Annotated in this window: 24 protein-coding genes; 18 read left to right on the top strand and 6 right to left on the bottom strand. The window is 68.8% G+C overall.

Features of this window, described 5'->3' with window-relative positions; translation table 11 throughout:
* Positions 1-196 precede the first annotated feature (196 nt).
* From VI056_08105 to VI056_08095, 3 genes are all read left to right on the top strand, one after another.
* Positions 197-1,153 (top strand): ABC transporter permease, encoded by a 957-nt coding sequence (locus VI056_08105; GenBank protein HEY6202992.1) that lies wholly within the window; start codon positions 197-199, stop codon positions 1,151-1,153.
* Entirely contained in the window at positions 1,150-1,986 is an 837-nt protein-coding gene (locus VI056_08100) for an ABC transporter permease (protein HEY6202991.1), read from the top strand. Before VI056_08105 ends, VI056_08100 begins: the two co-directional genes overlap by 4 nt.
* A 75-nt stretch (positions 1,987-2,061) precedes the next feature.
* A complete protein-coding gene (locus tag VI056_08095) occupies positions 2,062-2,511 on the top strand; it encodes a hypothetical protein (GenBank protein HEY6202990.1) in 450 nt (149 codons plus the stop codon).
* Here the strand turns inward: VI056_08095 and VI056_08090 are convergent.
* The 4 genes from VI056_08090 to VI056_08075 all read right to left on the bottom strand — a co-directional run bounded on the left by VI056_08090 (position 2,508) and on the right by VI056_08075 (position 5,253).
* Complete coding sequence (locus VI056_08090) at positions 2,508-2,801, bottom strand: hypothetical protein (protein HEY6202989.1); 294 nt, start codon at positions 2,799-2,801, stop codon at positions 2,508-2,510. The genes VI056_08095 and VI056_08090 overlap by 4 nt on opposite strands.
* On the bottom strand, positions 2,798-3,646 hold the full coding sequence (gene proC, locus VI056_08085) for a pyrroline-5-carboxylate reductase (protein HEY6202988.1): 849 nt from the start codon (positions 3,644-3,646) through the stop codon (positions 2,798-2,800). The genes VI056_08090 and proC overlap by 4 nt, the downstream gene beginning before the upstream one ends.
* A 124-nt stretch (positions 3,647-3,770) precedes the next feature.
* Positions 3,771-4,496: an NAD(P)H-hydrate epimerase gene (locus VI056_08080; protein HEY6202987.1), complete on the bottom strand. Its 726-nt coding sequence runs from the start codon at positions 4,494-4,496 to the stop codon at positions 3,771-3,773.
* Positions 4,480-5,253, bottom strand: coding sequence for a class I SAM-dependent methyltransferase (locus VI056_08075; protein ID HEY6202986.1), 774 nt, complete (start codon positions 5,251-5,253; stop codon positions 4,480-4,482). The genes VI056_08080 and VI056_08075 overlap by 17 nt, the downstream gene beginning before the upstream one ends.
* Positions 5,254-5,378: 125 nt before the next feature.
* Here VI056_08075 and VI056_08070 point away from each other — a divergent pair, with 125 nt between their 5' ends.
* From VI056_08070 to VI056_08005, 14 genes are all read left to right on the top strand, one after another.
* Positions 5,379-6,389: a PaaI family thioesterase gene (locus tag VI056_08070; protein HEY6202985.1), complete on the top strand. Its 1,011-nt coding sequence runs from the start codon at positions 5,379-5,381 to the stop codon at positions 6,387-6,389.
* 43 nt (positions 6,390-6,432) lie between these two features.
* On the top strand, positions 6,433-7,269 hold the full coding sequence (locus VI056_08065) for an MBL fold metallo-hydrolase (GenBank protein HEY6202984.1): 837 nt from the start codon (positions 6,433-6,435) through the stop codon (positions 7,267-7,269).
* A 5-nt stretch (positions 7,270-7,274) separates the two neighbouring features.
* Positions 7,275-8,459, top strand: coding sequence for an FAD-binding oxidoreductase (locus tag VI056_08060; GenBank protein ID HEY6202983.1), 1,185 nt, complete (start codon positions 7,275-7,277; stop codon positions 8,457-8,459).
* Between the two features lie 9 nt (positions 8,460-8,468).
* Entirely contained in the window at positions 8,469-9,143 is a 675-nt protein-coding gene (locus tag VI056_08055; protein HEY6202982.1) for a 2-phosphosulfolactate phosphatase, read from the top strand.
* Complete coding sequence (locus VI056_08050) at positions 9,143-11,479, top strand: ATP-binding protein (protein HEY6202981.1); 2,337 nt, start codon at positions 9,143-9,145, stop codon at positions 11,477-11,479. Before VI056_08055 ends, VI056_08050 begins: the two co-directional genes overlap by 1 nt.
* A gap of 12 nt (positions 11,480-11,491) precedes the next feature.
* Positions 11,492-12,514, top strand: a complete 1,023-nt coding sequence (locus VI056_08045; protein ID HEY6202980.1) for a GDP-mannose 4,6-dehydratase — start codon at positions 11,492-11,494, stop codon at positions 12,512-12,514.
* The gene (locus VI056_08040; protein ID HEY6202979.1) at positions 12,511-13,959 is read left to right on the top strand and encodes a phosphoglucomutase/phosphomannomutase family protein; all 1,449 of its coding nucleotides are present in this window, start codon (positions 12,511-12,513) and stop codon (positions 13,957-13,959) included. Before VI056_08045 ends, VI056_08040 begins: the two co-directional genes overlap by 4 nt.
* Positions 13,959-15,020, top strand: a complete 1,062-nt coding sequence (locus VI056_08035; GenBank protein HEY6202978.1) for a bifunctional phosphoglucose/phosphomannose isomerase — start codon at positions 13,959-13,961, stop codon at positions 15,018-15,020. The genes VI056_08040 and VI056_08035 overlap by 1 nt, the downstream gene beginning before the upstream one ends.
* A complete protein-coding gene (locus VI056_08030; GenBank protein HEY6202977.1) occupies positions 15,017-15,538 on the top strand; it encodes an NUDIX hydrolase in 522 nt (173 codons plus the stop codon). Before VI056_08035 ends, VI056_08030 begins: the two co-directional genes overlap by 4 nt.
* A 117-nt stretch (positions 15,539-15,655) precedes the next feature.
* Complete coding sequence (locus VI056_08025; GenBank protein ID HEY6202976.1) at positions 15,656-17,071, top strand: HD-GYP domain-containing protein; 1,416 nt, start codon at positions 15,656-15,658, stop codon at positions 17,069-17,071.
* Between the two features lie 99 nt (positions 17,072-17,170).
* The gene (locus VI056_08020; protein HEY6202975.1) at positions 17,171-17,434 is read left to right on the top strand and encodes an SWIM zinc finger family protein; all 264 of its coding nucleotides are present in this window, start codon (positions 17,171-17,173) and stop codon (positions 17,432-17,434) included.
* A 153-nt stretch (positions 17,435-17,587) separates the two neighbouring features.
* Positions 17,588-18,526, top strand: a complete 939-nt coding sequence (locus tag VI056_08015) for a cobalamin-binding protein (GenBank protein HEY6202974.1) — start codon at positions 17,588-17,590, stop codon at positions 18,524-18,526.
* Positions 18,526-19,512: an iron ABC transporter permease gene (locus tag VI056_08010; GenBank protein ID HEY6202973.1), complete on the top strand. Its 987-nt coding sequence runs from the start codon at positions 18,526-18,528 to the stop codon at positions 19,510-19,512. Before VI056_08015 ends, VI056_08010 begins: the two co-directional genes overlap by 1 nt.
* Complete coding sequence (locus VI056_08005) at positions 19,509-20,312, top strand: ABC transporter ATP-binding protein (protein ID HEY6202972.1); 804 nt, start codon at positions 19,509-19,511, stop codon at positions 20,310-20,312. The genes VI056_08010 and VI056_08005 overlap by 4 nt, the downstream gene beginning before the upstream one ends.
* 176 nt (positions 20,313-20,488) lie before the next feature.
* Here the strand turns inward: VI056_08005 and surE are convergent, their stop codons facing one another.
* Both surE and VI056_07995 read right to left on the bottom strand, forming a co-directional pair.
* Positions 20,489-21,289, bottom strand: a complete 801-nt coding sequence (gene surE / locus VI056_08000) for a 5'/3'-nucleotidase SurE (protein HEY6202971.1) — start codon at positions 21,287-21,289, stop codon at positions 20,489-20,491.
* Entirely contained in the window at positions 21,286-22,491 is a 1,206-nt protein-coding gene (locus VI056_07995) for an AI-2E family transporter (GenBank protein ID HEY6202970.1), read from the bottom strand. Before VI056_07995 ends, surE begins: the two co-directional genes overlap by 4 nt.
* A 63-nt stretch (positions 22,492-22,554) precedes the next feature.
* Here VI056_07995 and thrC point away from each other — a divergent pair, with 63 nt between their 5' ends.
* Positions 22,555-23,622: a threonine synthase gene (gene thrC / locus VI056_07990; GenBank protein HEY6202969.1), complete on the top strand. Its 1,068-nt coding sequence runs from the start codon at positions 22,555-22,557 to the stop codon at positions 23,620-23,622.
* Positions 23,623-23,627: the final 5 nt, after the last annotated feature.

The following is a 23,627-nucleotide window of genomic DNA, read 5'->3' as shown; positions in this document are numbered from 1 at the left end:
ACGGCCCTGCGCAAGGCCGAGCAGATCTACGTCGTCGACGATCCGGCTCGCATCTGGCTCGGGTTCGGCGCGGCGCAGCTGCTGACATCGAAGAAGGTGAACGCGCCACCGATCTATCCCGATCAGATCATCCGATTCCAGTTCATGAGCATGGCGGCCAAGTAGCGAGGTGATCTAAGAGCAGCAGGAGGGCGGCGTGACCCAGTACATCGCGCGCCGCCTCCTGCTCATGCTCCCTGTCGCTCTACTCGTCACGATCGTCGTTTTTGTCTTGCTCCGCCTTTCACCAGGCGATCCGCTGGTCATCTATGCCGGTGAGGAGCGCGATCCGGTGGCGCTCGCTGCGCTCCGGGTCGAGTACGGGCTCGACCGCTCCATGCCCGAGCAGTACGTGTCCTGGATAACCCACGCGGTGCAGGGTGATCTCGGTCGGTCGCTGCGGACGAGGCAGCCGGTGCTCGAATCGATCGTAGAGCGGCTGCCCGCGACGCTCGAGCTCGGAACCGCCGCCCTTCTTCTGTCGGTGACGGTCGCGATGATCGTGGGCACCCTTTCAGCGGTGCGTCGCAATTCACCGCTCGACCTTCTCGCGACTGGCTTCACGCTCGCCGGCGTGTCGCTCCCGAACTTCTTTCTGGGGCTGCTCCTCATCCTCGTGCTGAGCCTCGCCATCCGGCTCTTTCCGCCCGGCGGGTATACGGCCCTACGGGAGGACGTCTGGGAGAACGTTCGACATCTCATCCTTCCCGCGATCACCCTCGCGACGGCGAGCATGGCGGTGAACATGCGCCAGGTGCGCTCGAGTCTGCTCGAGACGTTCAGCCAGGACTACATACGTACCGCACGCTCGAAGGGTCTGCACGAAACGACCATCGTGGTGCGGCACGCCTTGAAGAACGCGCTCATCCCGGTGGTCACGATCGTCGGTCTGCAGGTCGGCGCGATCATCGAAGGGGCGATCATCACCGAGCAGATCTTTTCGTGGCCGGGCATCGGCAAGCTTGCGGTGGACAGCATCAATGGTCGTGATTACCCGGTCGTGCAGGCTGTCGTGCTCGTGTCGGCACTGTCATTCATGGCGAGCACTCTTGTCGTCGACGTTCTCTACGCCTGGCTCGATCCGCGGATCTCGTACAGCGGAGCTGGTTCGTGAGCTGGTACCTGAGACGGCACCCGCGCGTTTTCATCGGCGGCGGTCTCGTCGCCTTTCTCATCCTGGTCGCGGTCTTCGCGCCGTGGATCGCTCGGTACGATCCGACACTCGTCAACGTCAGCCAATCGCTCGAGCCGCCGGGCCCCGATCACTGGTTCGGCACCGACGACCTTGGACGGGATGTGTTCTCACGCACCGTCTACGGTTCACGGATCTCCCTATCGGTCGGCCTGATCGCCGTCGGCATCGGATTCTTCACCGGCGTGAGCATTGGTTTGTTCGCCGGGTATGTCGGTGGCCTTGTGGACCTGCTCGCTATGCGCGCGATCGATGCTCTCTTGGCCTTTCCGGCTTTGATCCTCGCGATATCGATCACCGCAGCCTTCCAGAAGCCGGAACTCTGGCACGCGATGGTCGCGATCGGCGTGGTTGCCGTGCCGCTGTATACGCGCCTCACGCGTGGCCAGGTCCTGTCGGTTCGCGAGCGTGACTTCGTGCTCGCGGCACGCACCATCGGGGCGCGACCGACTCGCATCGTGCTGCGGCACATCTTTCCGAACATCACGAATCCTCTGGTGGTGCAGGCAACGCTCTCGATCGCGTTCGCGATCCTCGCCGAGGCGACGCTGTCGTTCTTGGGTTTCGGCGCGCAGCCGCCGACACCGACCTGGGGCGCGGATATCAACTACTCCCAACGGTGGCTTTCGAACCTGAAGTGGTGGATGAGCGTGGGGCCAGGTCTCGGGATCTTCTTGGCCGTTTTCGCCTTCAACTTCTTCGGCGACGCCCTGCGGGATGCGCTCGATCCACGGCTGCGTCGCTCGGGGACCTAGTACCGGGGTCCTAGGACCCACCGATACCCAATAGCGGCTGCTCTGGTGGCCGGTCGGTGCTACTCCTAGCGCGACATGCAGGTAAGCCAGGTCGCATATGACCGTTTCGTCGTGGAGCTCCCGCCGGCCGATGCGGACTACCGCCCGCTCGCCGACCCGGAGACCCTTGCCGAAACGGCCGCGTGGCTCTGGGAGTTCGGGCCGACGCCGCTGCTTGCGGTCGTGGGCTACGACGGTGCCGCTCCGAGCTGGCTCTCCGCATGGTCACCGCGCAAGATCGACGCGGCCCACGAAGGTTCGAAGCGCGGGGCCGCGGTCCTCCTGAGCGAACGAGCGGACCTCGAACGCTTCCTCTCCGAGGGCGCGCCGCACGAGCACACCGAGCTCCTGTGGCCGAGCATCTCCGAGGCGAAGACGTTCGAGGCCCTGAGTGCGGGCGGCAACGCGTGGATGAAATCGATCGACGCGCACGCGAAGATCTCGCACAAGGGCGAGCGTTTCGAAGTGGAGCAGATCGAGCCCTAGCGCGCGGCCGCCGACCCCCGGCGCATCAGCCACCCCAGGCCCGCTCCGCCGAGTGCGAACGCGAGCGCGGCGACCGCGGCGCCGCTCCCGTTGATGACGCTCCACGCCGCGATGGGCAGGCCGACCGCCAGTCCGATCGCCAGCGCACGGCGCGGCGCGGCCACCGCGAGCGCGAGAGATAGCGCGACGAGGAGTGCGACCTCGACCCCGGTGTCGTCGGTCCGTTGGTCGTACGACAGCATGAAGAACCCGACCAGGACTGCGGCCGCGACGACCGCGGCGTCCTTCACTGCTTCGTCTTCTGCATCTTCTGCTGAGCCTCGGCGCCGAGCTCGCGCGTGCGTACGAAGGCGGCGTACACGGCGCGCGAGAGTACCGTGCGCATCGTGCCCTTCTCGAGCTCGTAGATCGCGGCGGCGCTCGTACCGCCCGGCGATGTGACCATGTTGCGCAGCTCCGCGAGATGACGCCCGCTGCGGCGCGCGAATGCCGCGGAGCCTTCGACCGTGCGCAGCACGAGCTCCTCCGCGACGCGCCGCGAGAAGCCCAGATGCACACCGGCGTCGACGAGCGCCTCCATGAGCAGGAAGACATACGTCGGACCGGTGCCCGAGAGCGCGGTCGCCATGTCGACCATGCCCTCCTCTTCGACCTCGATCTCCTCGCCGAGCGCGCCCAGGATCGCCTTCGCGCGGTCGCGCTGATCGCGCTCGACGCTCGCGGTCGCGCACCACGCGGTGATGCCCATCCCGATCTGCGCCGGCGTGTTGGGCATCGCGCGCACGATCGTCGCGTGATCGAGGCCCTCGCGGAGCACCCCGAGCGGGGCGCCCGCGACGATGGACACGACGAGCTGATCCGCGCGCAGCTTCCCGTGCAGCTCCTTTAGCACGGCCGGGAGGACCTGCGGCTTCACGGAGAGCACGACCATGTGCGCGCCCTGCGCCGCTTCCGCGTTCGACGCCAGGGCCTTCACGCCGAACTGCTTCGTGAGCTCCGCGCGCCGTTCGCGCCGCGGCCCGGTGACGAAGATGTGCGACGGCGGCACGAGGTGCTTGTCGAGCACGCCGCGGATCATCGCCTCGGCCATCGTCCCGCCCCCGATGAAGGCGAGGCGCTTTCCCTGTAAGGGCATTACGAGCGAGGAGCGTGCTCAGGGGCAGGGGCCCCTGTCAGCGAGCGAAGCGAGCGTGCGCGACGAGCGAGTCCACCAGCCATGAGCGTGTCTCCGCGCCGGAGGCGCGAGATCGAGCAGGACATCAGCGGATGATACGGACGAGGTCGCCGTCCTCGAACAGTCCGCGCGTCTCGAGCGTGAGACGGTCGAACGCCTGGGGCGGGATCCCGATGTCCGCGAGGAGTAGGTCTCCGACGAGCGCGCGCGACCGTGTCCCGATGAGGCCGCGCTTCGGCAGCGCGAGCGTGACGGTCAGTGCGGCGCGGATCGTGACGCCGAGCGGCTCGCCGGTGTCCGGATGCAGGCCCGATGGCAGGTCGACCGCGAGGATCGGAAGCCGCGATGCGTTCGCGGCGCGGATGAGGTCGGCGACCGCGTCGCGCGGCGGACCAGACGCGCTGTAGCCGAGTAGGCCATCGATCAGGAGATCGGCCTCATCGACGGTTGTCCCTCCAACGATGCCGAGGTTCGCGAGGATGTCGTGCTGCCGCCGCGCGAGCTGGCGCAGACGCTCCGCCGGGCCGGAGAGCACGACGCCGACGTGCGCCCCCCAGCCGCTCAGGTGACGAACGGCGCCGAGCGCATCGCCACCGTTGTTCCCGCTGCCGGCGAGCGCGACGATCCGTTTGCCGGCGACGTTGCCGAGGAAGAGGCGCGCCGCGACGGCGATCTGGTGCGAGGCGTTCTCCATGAGCAGCTCGAGCGGGATGCCGAGCTCCTCCGACGCGATCCGGTCGGCCTCGGCCATCTGCGCGGCGGTCGCGGATGGGACGTCGCGGAGTAAGGGAAGGCTATCGAAGGGTGCCACCCCACGCCGCGGCAACGTCGTGGTACGCGAGGATGACGATCTTCGGCACCGCGAACGTCGTGTCGGTGATATGGAATGCGGCGCGTGCCGCCGTGGGTGCATCGCGCAGCCTGCGTCGTACTTCGGCGGCGCGGTCCGCCGGCGTCTGCGAGCGCTCGAGCCAGCCTTCGGTCGTGATCTTCGTCGTCAGCAGGTCCGACTCGACGCTCGTGCGCAGGCCGGCGTCCTCGAGCAGTGCGCGCCAGCCGGCGATCGTGTGGTTGCGGACGTGTGAGGCGTCGCGCAGCTTTTCGAGTTCGTTGATGAACGTATCGAGCGCCGGATCGTCCGGCGCGTAGTTGTCGACGAGCACCAGGCGGCCGCCGGGCCGCAGGATGCGGCGCACGTCGCGGAACGCGGCCGCGGCGTCGGTGAAGTGATGCGCCGCGAGGCGGCACGTCGCAAGATCGAACGTCGCACCCGCGAAGGGGAGCGCGGTCGCGTCGGACTGCGCGAACGCCGCGTTCGGGGCGGTCACGACGCTTGCACGACCGGCCTGCATCATCTCGAACGTCGCGTCGGCTCCGACGGCGAAGGCGACGAGGGGCGCGATGCGCCGCAGCGTGTGGCCAACGCCGCAACCGACGTCCAGCGCGCGCTCGCCGGGCCGCGGCGCCGCGACGGCGATGAGCCGCTCGAGATCCTCGCCGGATGCGTGCGTCGTGCTCGACACATACGCGGCCGCGGTCTTGCCGAACTGGACGCGGGCGTCCTTCACAACTCTTGCGCCGGGAACCCGCACAGGTCCACTTTCTCCATACTGCCTGCGTGACCGATCGGTCGCTGCCGATCACTCTTCGCGAGCCACCTCGGGGTGCGCTCTGGGGGCCCGAGGTGCTTCAGATGTCTGGACTCGAACTGACGCGCGCGAGCATCGAGCGCGCTCTTCCAGATCCGCCGCTCTCGCGGCTGACCGGGCTGCGCTTGTCCGAGGCGGGCCTCGGCATGGCGAGCGCCGCCATGCCAGCGAGCCTCTGGTGGCAATCTGGAGCAGGCGTCTTCCTCGCTGGAACGATCGCGTTCGTCGGCGACCTTCCGCTCGGCTGCGCGGTCCTCACCGGAGCGCCGGCGGGGGTCGCCGTGACGTCTTCGGAGCTGTCGGTGAACTTCCTACGCCCTGCCACGATAAGAAGCCAGTCCCTCATCGCACGCGCGCGCCTCATCCATTCGACCCGGTCGCTGGGTCTCGCTGAGGCGACGATCGAAGACGGGCGGGGCCGCCTGCTCGGCCATGCGACGTCCCGCTGCGTGTTGTTCCCCGGCAACCCCGCGCATATGTCGGCGCGACAGTACCCGCAGTCGAGCAGCATGCCCGACCCGTATCTCCGCGAGGTCGAGGGCGACGTGCGCGGGCAAGAGTTTTGGGACTCGACGCCCGGGATCGAGGTCATGCGTCAGACCGCGGCGGGCCTGTTCCGGCCACCGGTATTCCTTCTCGTCGGCCTGCGGGGGGTCGAAGCGCGCGAGGGCGAGCTGACGCTCGCAGTCCCGATCTCGGACTGGCTATGCAACGCTTTCGGGGTGGTTTACGGCGGTGTGACGGCGCTGCTCGCCGATGCCGCCATGTCGCTCGCGGTCGGTAGCACCGTGCCCGCCGCTACCGCGTTCAGCCCGCTCGACATGAAGATCCACTTCCTTCGTCCGGTCTTTCCCGTGGACGGAGAGCTCCGGGCGCGCGCTCGCGTCGTGCATCGTGGCCGCACGATCGCGGTCGTGACCTGCGACATCGTCGATCCCAAGGAACGGCTCGTCGCCCAGGCATCGGGCTCGGTCCTCATCCTTCCGGGGCGACCGTGGTTGCGGCCGGTGCACGTCGCCGACGAGATGACGCAGGAGACCGACCTCCAGCCCTGAACCGGGCGGCGCTCTGCGAACGCGGCTTCTCCATACTGCTTTCGTGCGCGTCGGTCGTTTCCAGGTCGAGATCTTCAGCGACGGCATCCTCCGGCTCGACGGCGGCGCGATGTTCGGCATCGTCCCGAAAGCGCTGTGGGAGAAGGAAAAACCCGCCGACGACCGCAATCGTGTGGCGATGGACATGAACTGTCTGCTCATCCGCGACGGAGCTGGCAACGTCGTCGTTGTCGAGACCGGCGCGGGGCCGAAGCTCACGGAGCGGTCGAAGGAGATCTTCGGGATCGACGGGCCGCCGCGGCTCCTGGACGAGCTCGCCCGCCGCGGCGTGCGACCGGACGAAGTGACCCTCGTCGTGAACACGCACCTGCATTTCGATCACGCCGGCGGCAACACGTACCGCGACGGCGACAAGATCGTCGCGACGTTCCCCCGAGCGTCGTACGTGTTCCAAAGGCTCGAGTGGGTCGACGCGAGCGCGCCGAACGAGCGGACGCGTGGCTCGTACTTCTCGGACGACTACACGCCGCTCGAGGCCACCGGCAAGCTCGAGCTCATCGACGAGAGCGTGGAGATCCTCCCGGGGATACGTCTCGACCGAGTGCCCGGACACACCCGCGGTACGCAGACGGTGCGCGTGAGCGATGCCGGCGAGACGATGTTCTTCTCGTCGGACTTCATGCCCGACCGCCATCACCTGCGGCTGCCGTGGATCCCGGCGTTCGATCTGTACCCGCTCGAGACGCTCGCCGCGAAGAAGGTGATCCTGCCGCGCGCTGTCTCTGAGAAGTGGCTCGTCGCGTTCACGCACGACCTGCCGCGCTTCGGGCGCATCGCGGAGTCGGACGGAAAGCTCCGCTACGAAGAGGTGTCCGAATAGCCGGCGTGTCGACGGTCATCGTGGGCGGCGGTGTCGTCGGCTGCGCCGCCGCGTTCTTCCTCGCCGAGCGCGGCGAGCACGATGTCGTCCTGCTCGAGCGGGATCAGCTCGGGCAGGGGACCAGCAAGGGCGGGCTCGGCGGCATCCGCCATCAATTCGTCGACGAGCTCGACGTGCGGCTCTCGAAGCTCGCCGTCGCGTTCTGGCGTTCGTTCGAAGACCGGACCGGCTCGCGACACGACTTCCAGCAGCGCGGCTACCTCTTTGTTGCCGAAACACCCGAAGGCCTGGCGCAGCTCCGCGAGCCGATGCCGCTGTTCGAGGGCGTCGGTGTGAACGTCGAGATGGTCGACCGGTCCGAGATCGAGCGGCTTGTGCCGGGCATCCGCACCGACGACCTCGCCGGCGGCCGCTTCGGCGCCGAGGACGGCTACGGCGATCCCATCGAGGCGCTCGCGGGATTCGCCGCGGCGGCGCAGCTCGCTGGTGTGAAGATCCGCGAAGGTGTCGCCGCGCTCGAGGTCATCCGCGACGGCGGCCGTGTGACCGGCGTGCGGACCTCCGACGGCGTCGTCGCGTGCGAGCGCATCCTGCTCGCGACCGGCTGCTGGACGGCCTCGCTCGCCGCGACAGCCGGCGTCGCGGTGCCGATCTGGCCGTATGCGCGGTCGATCATGGAGTCGCGTCCCTACCCGGCGCTGTCGCGCATTCCGATGACGATCGAGTGGGAGTCCGGATTCCATTTCCGGCCAAAGGGCGCCGCGCAGCGCTTCGCGATGCCGAACCTCACCGGCGACGGCCGGGTCGAGAAAGGTCCGGGGTCCCCGCCCGCTTCCTTCGTCCCGGGGGAGTTCGCGCCGCTCGTCGTACCGCAGTCCCTCGAGCCGTGGGTCCGCACGCGCGCCGCGTGGCGCCATCGACTCTTCGCGGACCTGCGCATCACGTCCTCGTGGTCCTGCTACTACGAGATGACGCCCGACGACCATCCGATCGTCGGCGCGGTGCCCGGAGTCACGGGTTTGTACGTCGCGGCGGGATTCTCTGGTCATGGGTTCATGCACACGCCGGCGACGGCGCAGCTCGTCGTCGAGGAGATGCTCGACGGGCGCGCGCACACGCTCGACATCGCCGACCTCTCGCTCGAGCGCTTCGTGAGCGGCCGCCGTCCCTTCACCCCGACGGTGCTCTGACCGGACCCAGTGAACGTCCGCGTCACGCGCTTCATCACCGGCGCGCGCGAAGCGACCGGCCACGTGGTCATCGTCGACGTGTATCGCGCCTTCACGACCGCGGCGTTCTGCGTCGCCGCGGGAGCGCGCGAGATCGTGCTCGTCGCTGACCATGAACAGGCGCTGGCGATGAAGCGTGAAGATCCATCCCTGTTCCTCACGGGTGAGATCGGTGGTCGCCCGATCCCCGGCTTCGACGAAGGCAACTCGCCGTCGGCGATCGAACATCTCGACCTCACCGGGCGCCGTGTCGTGCAGCGAACAGGCGCTGGGACTCAAGGAGTAAACGCGGCCCGGGCGGCGCGCGACATCGTCCTCGGTAGTTTCGTCATCGCTGAAGCGACGGTGCGTAACCTGCGTCGCAGCGCCGATGAGGTCACGGTGGTCGCGATGGGTGAAGCTGGTGCCCGGGCCTCGGACGAAGATGAAGCCTGTGCCCGTTACCTCGCGGCGCGACTCGCCGGCGAGCCAACTGACATCGCCGCGGTCGTCGCGTCCCTTTGGGCAGATGAGGATCCGAACTGGCCCGACTGGTTCCCGCGTCGCGATGCCGAGCTTGCTTGTCAGGTCGACCGCTTCGACTTCGCACTTCCGGTCGCGCGCGAGGGTGGTCTATTGGTCGCGCGGCCGGTAAGGTCAGATTGATGCACCGCTTGCGTGGACCGTGGTCGCTTTCGACGCGTTTGACGCTGCTCGTCGCCATCCTCGCGATCCCGGTGCTTCTGATCATCGCGCTCTCATACGCCGATCAGGTCCGCGAACGGCGCGCGAGCGAACTGGACACCGCGACGCGTTCGGCGCGCAACGGAGCGTCGATCGTCGATGGCTTCCTGCGCGACCTCGAGAACACGACGTTCGCGATGGCCGGCGTCCTCGCAGGCACCAGCAGGCCCTACGACCAGGCGAACTTCGGCGCATACCTGGCCTCGCTCACGAAGACGTATCCGGAGCTCCGCGCCTTCTTCATCACCGATCCGAACGGAAGGGTGGTCGCGTCCGCGAGCGGCGAGGGCATCGGCATCGACCTGTCCACGCGTCCCTATCTCCCGCCGCTCAAGTCCGGAGTGGACATGGTCTGGAGCGGCTCCATCACTGGCCTGCAGAGTGGCGACATCACCGTCGCGTTCGGTCGCCCGATCCGCGCGAGCGATGGGACGGTGCGCGGCTTCGTGATCCTCGCCTTCTACCCGGAGCGCGTCCTCCAAACCTTGCGCCTGGCCTTCCCGCCCGATGCGCAGCTCGCCCTCATCGACGAGCGCGGGCATCTCCTCTACGCGTCCGATCGGACCGAGCCCGCGACGACCGAGATCGACCTCGTCGAGCAGTCTGGCGTGCGCGACGCATTACAGGGGAAGGTCGTGCCCATCGACGGCGTCGCGACGCCTCTCAGCAGCGATCGTCGGTACGGCGCCCTTGCACCGATCGCCCGCACCGGCTGGGTGCTCGCGATGACCCGGCCCCTCGCGTCGCTTGAGACCGAGCTGCTCACGCGACTGATCGGCGACGCGGCTGCGGTCCTCGGCACGCTGCTCATCGCCGCTCTGGTGGCGGCCTACGTCGCCAATCGCCTGGCGCGGCCGCTGCGCGAGCTCTCGCGGAGCGCGGTCGCTATCGGTCGCGGCGACCGCCCGGTCATCCCGCAGGGCGCGGGTGGCGCCGAGGTCGAGCAGCTGTCCGCGGCGATGCGGACCATGCAAGCGGCGGTGGCACATCGCGAAGACGATCTCCGCCTGCTCGCGAAGTCCAGCGAGCGGCTCACCGAGTCGCTCGAATACACGGAGACCCTTCGCACGGCCGCGGACGTCGCGGTCCCAGACTTCGCGGACTGGTGCGTCGTGGACATCGTGGACGCCGGACGCGTCACGCGCGCCGCCGTCGCGCACGCCGATCCCAAGAAGCAAGCGCTCGCGCACCGCCTGCACGAGACGTATCCGCCCGACGTCGCGAGCTCGCGCGGTCCGATCGGGCGTGTGGTCACGACCGGCCGTGAGGAGCTGAAGAGCGACATCACCGATGCCTTTCTCCGACAGGCCTCGCGCGGACAGGACGAGCTCGCTCTCTACCGCGAGCTCGCTCCTCGGTCGTACATCTGCGAGCCGCTCGTCCTCAGCGGACAGGTGCGGGGAACGATCATGTTCCTCACCGCGGAATCGGGTCGCGTGTACGGCGAGGAGCACCTCGCCCTGGCGCGCGAGCTCGCGCGCCGCGTCGCCGTCGGCATCGAGAACGCGCGTCTCTACTACGAAGTGCGTCAGTCGGTCCGCACGCGGGACGACTTCCTGTCCGCCGTCGCACACGAGCTGAAGACGCCGCTGACGGTGATCAGCGGGACGACGCAGCTCCTCCGCCGGCGCATGCACGGTGACGAGCTGACCACGAACGCGCCGAGCCTGGATCGGATCATGGGAGCGGTCGGTCGCATGACCGCATTCATCGAGGAGCTTCTCGAGCTTGTCCGCCGGCAGGCGGACCCCACGCTCGAGCTGAACCGCGCGCCGACGGATCTGGCCGAGCTCGTGCGGCGCGTCGCGTCCGACCTCACGGAGCTGTCGCGCGGGCAGGTCGTTGAGATCGAGACGGTCGGGGGGCCCGTGACCGGCGAGTGGGACGCGGTGCGCCTGGAGCGCGCCATCGCGAACGTCCTGGGCAACGCATTCAAGTACAACTCCGCGAGCGGGCACGTGAACGTGCGCATCGGCACTGAAGAGTCGACGCAGGGTCGCCTTGCGTTCTGCGCGGTGACCGACGAGGGCATTGGCATCCCCGAGGCCGATCTGGCGCGGATCTTCGATCGGTTCGCGCGCGGGTCGAACGTCGCGGGACGGATCACGGGCAGTGGCGTCGGGCTCACGATCGTGCGGCAGATCGTCGAGCAGCACGGAGGAACGATCAGCGTGACGAGCGCGGTCGGGCGGGGGAGCACGTTCACGATCCGACTCCCGCTCGCGAGCGTTCCGGCGGCGCTCACCGCCGCGAACTAATACTCTTCGGGCGTGCCCCGCACCGTCCTCATCACCGGCATCACTGGATTCGCGGGCAGCCATCTCGCCGAGCGCTTCGTGACTGCTGGGGTCGCCGTCCACGGCATCGCGCACGAGGATCCTCCGTTCGCGCATCTCGCCGCCGTCGCGGATCGGGTGCACGTCCATCGCGGGAACATCCTCGATGTCGCCGCGGTCCGATCCGCACTGGATGCCGCGCGACCGGACTCGGTCGTGCATCTGGCGGCGCAGGCCGTGCCGACGCTCGCGGCGGCCGATCCGGTCTCTGCGGTGCGCGTCAACGTGCTCGGCACCGCGACGTTGCTCTCCGCACTCGACGCGCACCCCGCGGTCCATCTGGTGATGGCGTCGAGTGCCGATGTGTATGGCGCTCCCGACGACGAGCTCGTCGACGAGAATGCGCCGCAGCGACCCGGGAACGTCTACGCCGCGACGAAGGTCGCGTCGGAGGCGCTGGTCCGCGAGTTCGGCGACCGGCGGCAGGCCGCGACGACCGTGCTGCGTCCCGCGAACCAGATCGGGCCTCGACAGCACCCCGGGCTCGCGGCTTCGGCCTTCGCGAAGCAGATCGCCGAGGCGGAGGCGGGCATCGCCGAACCGGTCGTGCGGCACGGCCTTCTCGACGCGCGACGCGACTTCATCGATGTGCGCGACATGGCCGCGGCCTACGCGCTCGCGGCGGATCTTTCGGACACGGGCACGGCCGTGTACAACGTCGGGAGCGGCCACGCCATCCCGATCGCCGAGATCCTGGGGACGCTCATCGCGCTCGCCCGCGTGCCGGTGCGCGCTGAGCTCGATCCGGAGCGCGTGCGGTCGGGCGAGCTCACCGCGTTCGCGCTCGACGCGAGCCGCTTCCGGAGGCGCACCGGCTGGGCCCCGCGGACCCTTCTGCGCACGTCGCTCACGGATACGCTCGAATACTGGCGGGGACAGGTGAGAGCGGAGGCGGGGGTAGGGGCCCCGGGGGCAGGGGCCCCCGGGCGCGAAGCGACGCGGGGAGCGACCGCGTGAACATCGTGTTCGGCACCGACGGTTGGCGCGCGCGCATCGCGGAGGAGTACACGTTCGACGCGGTGCGCGTCTGCGCGCAGTCCGTCGCGGAGTGGGTGCAGAAGAGCGGCGAGGCCGGCCGCGGCGTCGTCATCGGCTACGACCGCCGGTTCGCGTCGGAGCACTTCGCCGCCGCCGCCGCCGAGGTCGTGGCCGCCCACGGCATCCACGTATTCCTCTCCACGGCAGCCGCGCCGACGCAGTCGTTCTCGTACGCGACGATGCGGAAGAAGGCCAAGGCCGGGATCGTCATCACGGCGAGCCACAACCCGTGGCCCGACAACGGCTTCAAGGTGAAGTCGGAGACCGGCGCCGCGGCCGCCCCCGACATGCTCAAAGAGCTCGAGGCCGTCATCCGGCCACTCGAGTCGCGGCCGCAGGACGTGCGTCGCATGCCATTCGAGGAGGCGAAAGCCGCAGGCCGCGTCGAGCTGTTCGACCCGGCACCGGACTACCTCGCGCGCGTCGCCGAGCTGTTCGACCTCGACGCCTTCCGAGGCGCGGGCTACCGCATCGTGTGCGAGCCGCTGTTCGGCAGCGCGAGCGGCTACTTCCCGCGTCTGCTGGGCGGTGGCAAGACGCAGATCGTCGAGCTCCACGGCGAGCGCAATCCGTATTTCGGCGGCCTCAACCCCGAGCCGATCCCGCCGAACACCGACGAGTTCCTCGCGCGCATCACGGCCGAGAAGGCGGACGTCGGGCTCGCGGTGGACGGTGACGCCGACCGCGCCGGCCTCGGAGATGAGAAGGGTCGCTTCGTCACGACGCTGACGACGTACGCGCTGCTCATGTGGTACCTCATCGAGGTCCGACAGCTTCGCCAGCCCGTCGTGAAGACGGTGAACATGACGTCGATGGTCGACCGTCTGGGGGAGAAGTACGGCGTTCCCGTGTATGAGGTGCCCGTCGGCTTCAAGTACATCGGCCCCAAGATGCAGGAGACCGGGGCGATGATGGGCGGCGAGGAGTCCGGCGGGTTCGGCTTCGCAATGCACCTGCCCGAGCGCGACGGCATCGTCGCGGACCTCTTCTTCCTCGACTTCATGCTGAAGACGAAGAAGAAGCCGTCGCAGCTGATCGCCGAGCTGATGGACCTCGCCGGGCCCTCCTTCTATCTGCGGCGTGACCTGCGTCTCGACGCCGCGACGTACAGCGCGGAGAAGCCAAAGATCATGGAGCGGCTGCGCGCCGCCAAGCCGCGCGAGCTCGCGGGCCACACCGTGAAGAAGGTCGTCGACCTCGACACCGGAGACGGATTGAAGTTCTTCGTCGACGATGGCTCGTGGCTACTCATGCGCCTCTCCGGCACCGAGCCGCTCGTCCGCGTCTATGCCGAGACGCGCGCTGAGTCGGAGCTGGCGCCGATGCTCGACATCGGGGTCAAGATGGTCAAAGGAAACGGGTGATGGATACAGCGGTCATCGAGTCCGTCGAACGCATCCGGGCCGCGGATCCCGGGAACATGCTCGATCGCATCAAGGACCTTCCGAAGCAGGTGCGCGACGCGTGGACGATCGCGCGGGCCGCGCAGCTTCCGCCGGCGCACGGAGACGTGCGCAACATCACCGTCGCCGGCATGGGCGGCTCGGCGATCGGCGGCGATCTCGCGGCGGCGCTGCTCGCCGGCGAGCTCAAGGTCCCGATGAACGTGCATCGCGATTACGGACTTCCCGCGTACGTCGGCCGCGACTCGCTGGTGATCGCCTCCTCGTACTCCGGGAACACCGAGGAGTCGCTCTCGAGCTTCGAGGAAGCGCAGCGCCGCGGCGCGCGTGTGCTCGTGCTCACGACCGGCGGAAAGATCGCCGAGCTCGCGCGCGCGGCCAAGTATCCCGTCATCACGTTCTCGTACCCGGCGCAGCCACGCGCGGCGCTGGGATACTCCCTCGGGCTCGTGTTGGGCGCGCTCACGCGGCTCGGATTCGTCCGTGACCTGAGCTCGGACATCGACGCGGCGCTCGCCGACGTCGCCAAGCTCGAGGAGCGCGTACACGAGGGCGCGCGAACGAACGACGCGAAGAAGCTGGCGATCGAGCTTTACGGTCGGATCATCTTCGCCTACGGCGGCGGCGTGCTCGGCGTGATGGCCCGGCGCGTGAAGGGCCAGTGGAACGAGAACGCGAAGAACTGGGGCGCCTTCGACGTCCTGCCCGAGCTCAACCACAACGGCGTCGTCGGTTTCCCGCACCCCGACATCGCCCGCGATGCGCTCACCGTGCTCCTCCTGCGCAGCGACCGCGACAATCCGCGCCACAAGCTGCGGTTCGACGTGACGCGCGAGCTGCTGGACCGCGCGAGCGTCCCGCACAAGACGCTGCAGTTCAGCGGGGCGAACATGCTCTCGGAGGTCTTGCAGCTGACGCTGTTCACCGACTACGTCTCCTTCTATGTCGCGCTCCTGAACGGCGTCGACCCGTCGCCGGTGAAATCGATCGATTACCTCAAGGAACGACTCGCGAAGGGGTGATCCACCGCGCCGCGCGCTTCACGTTCTGCCCGCGCGACGGCACCGCGCTCGTCCCGACCCGCATCGACGGGCGCGATCGGCCTACTTGCCCCGTGTGCGGCTTCGCCGACTTCATGCACGTGCAGATCGGCGCGAACACGATCGTCGAGCGTGACGGCGGAGTGCTCCTCGTGCGCCTGAACTACGGTCCGAGAGACGGCCACTGGGCACTCCCCGGTGGTCTCGTTGAAGATGACGAGACGCCCGAGGAAGCCGCGGTGCGCGAGACCGCGGAGGAGACGGGTTTCGAGGTCAGTCTCCACGGTCTGATCGCCAGCTGGATGCGGCCGGGCTTCCCGATCCTGGTCGTCGTCTACCGCGCGCAGATCGAGCGTGGCGAGCTGCGCGTCGCGCCTGACGAGGCTTCCGAGGCGCGTTTCTTCCCACGCGCGGAGCTTCCCGCGCTCGAGGAGCTGGCGTGGCCGTCTACTGCGCACGGGCTCGATGCCTGGCGGGCATACGAGCCACCCAGTCCCTAAACACCGATACCCGCCGGTCACCTGGCATCCCCCGCGCGAGTTATGAACGATCGCCAGGCCGCCGCGATTCTCACGCCTGAGCAAATAGGGCGAGGGAGCATCCAGAGCGTGAGCCGCATGCGGGTCAGCGATGCCCTTGGAGACCTGGGGCGTGCCGGGATGAGTCCCGTCGCGCGCTTCTCGTTTCTCCTCGCCGGTGTGCTCGCGGTCACCGCTCTTCTGATGGGCACTGGCACCGCCTATCTCGTCGGTCGCTACGTCGATGACGAGACGACCGCGTTCACGCAGGACGCGGTCGCCAGTCACTTCGGATCTGTGTTCAGCGACGAAGTGTTCCAGCGCGGCCTGTCTTCCGACGAGCGACAGCAGCTGCTGACCGTCGTGACGTTCCATTTCTCGATCTACAACGTCGTCGGCACCGAGTTCTTCGATCGCACCGGCACCATCGTCTTTTCCTACGACAGCGATGAGATCGGCCGCCAGCTGGACCCGGCGACGTATCCAGAGCTCGCGAGCGCTTTGAACGGTGTGCGCGACGCGGAGCGGACGACGATCGTCGCCGACCCGAAGCTTGGCGTGCCCGGATCCGCCGTCGGATATGGCAGCTTCAATACGCACCACGTGGTCATGGACCCGGCCGCTGCCACGGCTGCGACTCCCGGCCCCGGCACGCGCGAGATCCGCGCCCTGGAAGCCTGGGTGCCAGTGCAGCAGAACGGCCAGGTCGTGGGCGCCGTCGTTGTCTGGCGAGACATCGCGCCGATCGATGCCGCGCTCATGCGCATACAGCTGACGATCTCGGCGATCATGGCGCTCGGCGCCGCGGTCCTCTGGCTCGTGCTCCGCGGCGCGTACGAGCGGTCCTCGAGGCGGATCGTGGCCCAGGCTGGCGCGCTCGAGGACGCTCTCGCGCTGCGCGAACGCACCTACGACGCGACGCTGACGGCTCTCACGAGTGCGCTCGACTTCCGCGACAACGAGACCGGCGGTCACTCCGATCGCGTCGTCGCGTACATGGAGCTGCTGCTCGAGCAGATGAACATCCCCGGAACGGAGCTGGCGACGCTGCGCCGTGGCGCCCTGCTTCACGACATCGGCAAGATCGGCGTTCCGGACAACGTCCTTCGCAAGCCGACCGCGCTCAGTGAAGCTGAGTGGGCGGTCATGAAGCGTCACCCCGAGTTCGGCGCGCGGATCATCGCCGGCATCCCGTTCCTCGAGGACGTGGCGCGGATCGTTCGCCACCACCACGAGCGCTGGGACGGCATGGGGTACCCGGATGGACTGAAGGGCGATCGCATCCCGCTCGGCGCGCGCATCTTCGCGGTCGGCGACTCGTTCGATGCCATGACGAGCGACCGCCCGTATCGCCGGGGTCTGCTCATCGATGCCGCCCGCGAAGAGATCAGGCGCTGCGCGAGTTCGCAGTTCGATCCGGCCGTCGTGACCGCGTTCCTGAGCATTCCGGTCGCGCGTCTCGCCGCGATCGCGGACGACGCGCCGCACACGCACCCGCGGGTGATCGCGAGCTAACACCCGCCCGTTCTCCCAAGAAAATCGAGCCTTATCCGCCCAGCCTAGAATCGCTGCGTCCGGTGCCAGCCGGAACGACGGAGCGGTGGAGGTCGGTGGATGTACTCGAGCCTCATCTCGAAGATCGAGAAGGCCAAGCGGTACGCCGAAGAGCCCCAGCGGATCACCTTTCAAGAGTTCGAGGTCCAGTTCAAAGGCGACAACAGCTCCCACAGGGTTTCGCTCCACGGAGATGAGTGGTCCTGCGAGTGCGAGCACTTCCATACGTCGGGTCTGTGCGCGCACGTCATGACCCTTCAGCGTCTCTTCGCGACCCACCTCACCGACGCGGTGAAGTACACGACCGAGCACGTCCCCGCATAGCCTCGCGTGCCCACAACTGAATAGGCAGGGTCCCAGCGAAGCCGGTGCGATTCCGGCGGTGTCGCGCAACCGTGATGGACATCCGTCCTAACTCGGGTCGCCTGGTACTCCTGCTCGCGGCCGACACGCCTTCGCGAAAAAGGAGTGAGCCACATGCGTTCCCGCCTTACGTCCATCCTCACCGTCCTCCTCTTCGTGGCCTCCGCCTGTGGCGCTGCCACAACACCGGTCCCCCAGCAGGCCACCGCGACCGCCGCGGCGACCGCCGCCGCGTTCCCGGCCACGGTCACCGACTTCCAGAACCGGTCCATGACCCTTCCCAAACGCCCGGAGCGCATCGTCTCCATCGGCCCGTCGATCACCGAGTTCCTGTTCGCGCTCGGCGCCGGACCGCGTGTGGTCGGCGTCGACGACTTCTCCGACGAGCCTGCCGCGGCGAGTCAGCTCGAGAAGGTCGGCGGCATCAAGGTCAACTTCGAAAAGGTCGTCTCACTGAAGCCGGACCTCGTCCTCAGCGTGAAGTTCTCCGACGGCACGATCGAGAAGCTCGCCAGCGCCGGTCTCCTCGTCCTCGTCGTCGACCCGCAGAGCGCCGGCGACGTCGCGCGCACCGCGATCCTCCTGGGCCGCGCCGTCGGAAGCGACGGCGAGACCATGGCGCGCGACATCCAGAAGCACGTGGACGACGTCAGGTCCAAGACCGGAGGCGCGACGACCAAGCCGCGCGTCTATCACGAGATCGACGCGTCGGATCCCACGAAGATCTTCACCGTCGGCCCGGGGTCGTACATCCACGACCTCATCGAGATCGCGGGCGGCGTGAACATCGCGGCGCGCGCGACCAGCGCGTACCCGCAGCTCTCGGCCGAGGAGATCCTGCGAAGCGATCCGGAGATCATCGTTCTCGCCGCTGCGGACTATTCGGCGAAGCCGGATCAGGTCGCCGCGCGGGCAGGCTGGTCGGCGATCAGCGCGGTGAAGAACAAGCGCATCGTCACGATCGCGCCGAACCTCATCAACCGGCCCGGTCCGCGCGTCGGCGAGGCGGCGGAGGCGTACGCAAAGCTCGTGCATCCCGAGCTGTTCCGCTAGTGCGGACCGTCACCGTCTTCGCGCTGCTCGCCTTCGCGCTCGTCGTGAGCGCGGCCGCGGGCATCCTCGTTGGAGCGGTCGCCATCGCGCCCGGCGATGTGCTCTCGGCGCTCTTCGGCGCCGACGGCACGAACGGCACGATCATCCGCGAGCTTCGCCTCCCGCGGGTCCTCGGTGCCGCGCTCGTCGGCGCAGCGCTCGCGGCGGCCGGCGCGCTCCTTCAGGGCATGCTGCGCAATCCGCTCGCGGATCCCTTCGTCACCGGGACCTCCGCCGGCGCGTCGCTCGGCGCGGTGCTCGCCGTCGCGCTCGGGCTCGAGCCCGCCCTCGTGCCGCTCGCGGCGTTCGGCGGCGCGATCGCCGCCATCGCCCTCGTGTGGCGCCTCGCGCGCCTCGGAGGTCGAACGACGATCCTCACCGTTCTTCTCGCGGGCGTCGTGCTCACGTCGTTCGCCGGCGCGCTCGTGACCTTCATCCTCGTCTCGAGCGATCGGCTCTCGCTCCGCCTGCGTGCGGTGCTCGGCTGGTTGCAGGGCGGCATCTCCGTCATCAGCTGGAACGAGCTCGCCGTCGTCGCGATCGTCGTGGCCATCGGCGTCATCGGCGCGGTCCTGCTCGCCCCGCGCATCGACGCGTATGCCTTCGGCGAGGAGACCGCGGCAGCGCTCGGCATCGACCTCGATCGGACGACCGCGCTCGTCCTCGCCGCGACCGCTCTTCTCACCGGCGCTGCCGTTGCCATCGCCGGGCTCATCGGGTTCGTCGGCCTCGTGATCCCGCACGCGCTGCGCTTCCTGCTCGGCGCGACGCACCGTCGTCTGATCGTCGCGAGCGTCCCGGCCGGCGCCATCGCGCTGGTGCTCGCCGATCTCGGCGCGCGCACCGCGCTCGCGCCTGCGGAGCTACCGGTCGGCGTCATCACCGGTCTGGTCGGCGCGCCGTTCTTTCTTGCGCTGCTCGTGCGCTCGAGACGGGTGATCGTTTGAGCAGCGTCGTCGCGCGCAGGGTCCGCGCCGGGTTCCAGGACCGTGAGGTGCTCCGCGGCGTCGATCTCGTCGCGCGGGCCGGCGAGCTCGTCGCGCTCATCGGTCCGAACGGCGCCGGCAAGTCCACGCTGTTGCGTGTCCTGGGCGGACTGCTACGACCGGCATCGGGCAGCGTGACGATCGACAGCCTCGACATCACGACACTGGACCGCCGCTCCATCGCACGCCACGTCGCGGTCGTGCCGCAGGTCTTCGAGACGCTCTTCCCGTTCACGGTCCGAGAGATCGTCGCCCTCGGCCGGACAGCGCGACTGGGACCGCTCGGGACCCTCAGCTCGGACGACGTGCGCGCGGTAGCCCGTGCGCTCGACGACATCGGCGCCACCGAGCTGGCCGACCGGCGCATCGACCGCGTCTCGGGCGGCGAGCGTCAGCGCGCGGTGCTCGCGATGGCGCTGGCCCAGGAGGCCGGCGTGCTGCTGCTCGACGAGCCCACCGCGCATCTCGACCCGACGCACCAGCGCGCGACGCTCGACCGCGTCGCGACGCTCGCCCGTGTGCGCGGCCTCGCTGTCGTTGCCGTCCTGCACGACCTGAGTCTCGCCGCCGCATTCGCGTCGCGCGTCGTGCTGCTCGCGGACGGGGTGGTCGTCCGCGACGGCGAAGTGGGCGACGTCATCACCCCCGAGCTCGTTGGTCGTGTATTCGGTCCGGGGCTGCGCGTCGTCGCGGTCGACGGGCGACCGTTCGTGATCCCCGAACCCGCCTCGGTCCAGGAGCGTCGCGCGCGTGCCGGCTGAGTACCGCTGGCAACGCGCGCCCGGGCACGGCGCACCTCGAGCGAGCGTCTGCGCCCAGCCGGCCCGAACGACAGGCGCTGGATGAATGGCGGGCCGGCGTAGCCAGCAGCGAGCGAGGGTGCGCAGTGCCCGCTCGCGCGCGTTGACGCGCGCTCGAGGAGTGCCGTGCCGGCGTACTAGTCGGCGCTGACCTCGACCGGAGCGGACCAGCCCCAGTCCCAGCGCGCGAGCTCCTCGAGGAGCGTGTGGTTCGTGAGGTCGAGCGCGATCGGCGTGACGCTGATCTTGCCGGCGGCCATCGCCGCGACGTCCGTGCCGTCTTCCGCCTCCGCGCTCACCGCCGGCCCGCCTACCCAGTAGTAGGGATTCCCGTAGGGGTCGAGCCGCTCGACGAGCTGATCGCGATAGGTGCGCTTGCCGAGGCGCGTGACCTCGACGCCCGCGATCCGCTCGCGCGGCAGCGGAGGCACGTTGACGTTGAGCAGCGTGTCGGGCGCGAGGCCGCGCTGCAGGATGTTGCGTGCGAGCAGTTTCGCGAAGCTGGCCGACGGCCCGTAGTCGATGTCCCCACCGAATGCGCCGATCGAGATCGCGATCGAGGGGATGTTGGAGAGGAGACCCTCCATCGCCGCGGCGACGGTGCCGGAGTACGTGATGTCGTCGCCCATGTTCGCGCCGCGGTTGATGCCGCTTACGACGATGTCCAGCCGGTGCTTCAGGAAGCCGAGGACCGCGAGGCGCACGCAATCCGTCGGCGATCCGTCGGTCATATATGCCGGGTGGCCGTTGCGCAGCTTCGTGGGGCGGACGCGCAGCGGACGGAACAGGGTGATGCTGTGGCTCGCGCCGCTCCAGTTGCGCTCGGGCACGATCACGTCGACGTCACCGAGCTCCGAGAGCGCCTCGGACAGCGGCGGCAACGCGTCCGAGTCGATGCCGTCGTCGTTCGCGATGAGGATGTGCCGGCGATCGGTCATTCGCGCTTCGGAGCGAGATCCGTTCCACGAGCGGCGCGCGCGCGGCGCGTCCCGCTCGTGTTGTCGCGGGCTTCGGCCGCCGCCGCCGCGGACGCCGCCTCGCGCTCGGCGATGAGCGTGCGCGCCTCGGTGCGCGCTCTGCGACCCCGAGCGACCTCGTAGAAGTACCGCGCGAACGTGTTGATGATGCCCGCGACGGGAACGGCAAGGAGGACGCCCCAGAATCCGGCGAGCTTGGCGCCGAGCAGCAGGGCGAGGAACACGAACATCGGATGGATGCCGATGCTCCGCGACATGATGCGCGGCCCGACGACGTTGAGGAGCACCTGCTGCACGCCGAGGATCAGGATGAACACGACAAGGAGGCGGTCGGCGGCGCCCACGAAGGTCACCACCAGGACCGGGACCATCGCGATGATCGGACCGAAGAAGGGGATGATCATCGTGAGTCCTGAGACGAGAGCGAGGACGCCGGCGTAAGGCACGCCCAGGAACACGAGGATCATGAGCGTCGCGAAGCCGTAGATCGCGCCGAGGATGAGCGAGCCGCGAATGAATCCGCCGAACGAGCGATCCGCGCTCTGGCGAAGGAGCTCGGCTTCGCTCCCCAGCTCCGGCGGCAGTGCGCGCGCGAAGCGGCGCCACATGGAGTCCCCGTCGTTGAGCATCAGGAAGGCGATGATCAAGACCAGCGACACGTTGAAGAAGATCGTCGCGGTGGCCGAGACGACGCCGAGGATGTCCGCGGCGTATGCGGCCGCGAGGTCTCCGAGCCTGCGCGGCAGCGTTCCGTAGAACTCGGTCAGGTCCACGCGGATGCCGATGCGTTCCAGCGTGGATTGGATGTCGGCCGCGAGCTGCGAGGCTCGTTCGCCGTACTCCGGACCACGCGTGACCAGGTCGTTCAGCTGCGCGACCAGCGGCGGGATCGCGAGGAGCCCGATGAGCACGAGCACCAGCGCGATCGCGAAGTACACGACGACGACCGACAATGTGCGATTGAGCGGGGTCTCATGGTCGATGCGATTGACGAGCGGCGACAGCAGATACGCGAGCGCCCATGCGACGACGAAGATGATGATGACGTCCGCGACCTGCGCGATGGCGACCCACCCGAGCGCGAACACCTGCAACGCGAGATAGACGATCGCGAGTGTGACGAGCGCCTGGAGGAGCTGATGTTCCCTCGCGCTGAGGCTCACAGCGCCAATGGTATTCGGGTATTCGCACAGCTTCGCTGCGCTCAGGAGGGCTAACATCCCGCCGTGACACCCGCGCTCTGTCTCATCGACCGTTACGCCGCCTATCTCCCCGTCACCGCCCGCACACCTCGCCTCACGCTCGGTGAGGGCGGTACGCCACTCGTGCGCGCGGCGTCGCTCGAGCGCGAGACGGGCATCGATGCGGTGTGGCTGAAGGTCGAGGGCGCGAACCCGACGGGCTCGTTCAAGGACCGCGGCATGGTCGTCGCAGTCGCGAAGGCCCTGGAGGAACGCTCGGGTGCCGTGCTCTGCGCGTCGACCGGGAACACCGCCGCTTCGGCCGCGGCATATGCCGCCCGCGCCGGCCTGCCGTGCACCGTCGTCCTGCCGGCCGGCTACGTCGCGCTCGGCAAGCTCGCCCAGGCGATCGCGTTCGGCGCGACCGTCGTGGCGGTCCGCGGCCCCTTCGACGCAGCGCTCGCGGTCGTGAAGGAGCTCGCGCTGCAGGGTGAGGCGACGCTCGTCAACAGCGTCAATCCGCATCGGCTCGAGGGCCAGAAGACCGCGGCGTTCGAGATCTGCGAGAGCCTCGGAGAGGCCCCAGACGCCCTCTTCATCCCTGTCGGCAACGCCGGCAACATCACGGCGTACTGGCGCGGATTCGTCGAGGCCGCCGCCCGAGGGATGTCGACGCGCCGGCCGCGCATGTACGGCTGGCAGGCCGAGGGCGCCGCGCCGATCGTGCTCGGTAGGCCCGTCGCGGAGCCCGTGACCATCGCGACGGCGATCCGTATCGGGTCTCCGGCGTCGTGGCAGGGCGCAACGCGCGCGCGCGACGAATCGGGCGGCGCGATCGAGGCGGTCAGCGACGCGGAGATCCTCGACGCGTACCAGGATCTCGCGCGTCGCGAGGGCATCTTCGTCGAGCCCGCGAGCGCTGCATCGGTCGCCGGGCTCCGCAAGCGCGCGCGGAGCGGGGGACTCGGCGGGATCGCCACCGTCGTCTGTGTCCTCACCGGCAACGGCCTCAAGGATCCTGAGACCGCGCGGTCGCTCAGCCGTGAGATCGCCGAGGTCGACGCGAGCACCGACGCTGTGATGGGCGCGATCGCACAGGCGACGCGCGCCTAGGAGTC

Source organism: Candidatus Limnocylindria bacterium (assembly GCA_036523395.1).
In the GTDB taxonomy this organism is placed as follows: Bacteria; Chloroflexota; Limnocylindria; order P2-11E; family P2-11E; genus CF-39.
Note: the sequence above shows the minus strand (reverse complement) of the source record. Positions and strands in the feature narration are given on the sequence as shown.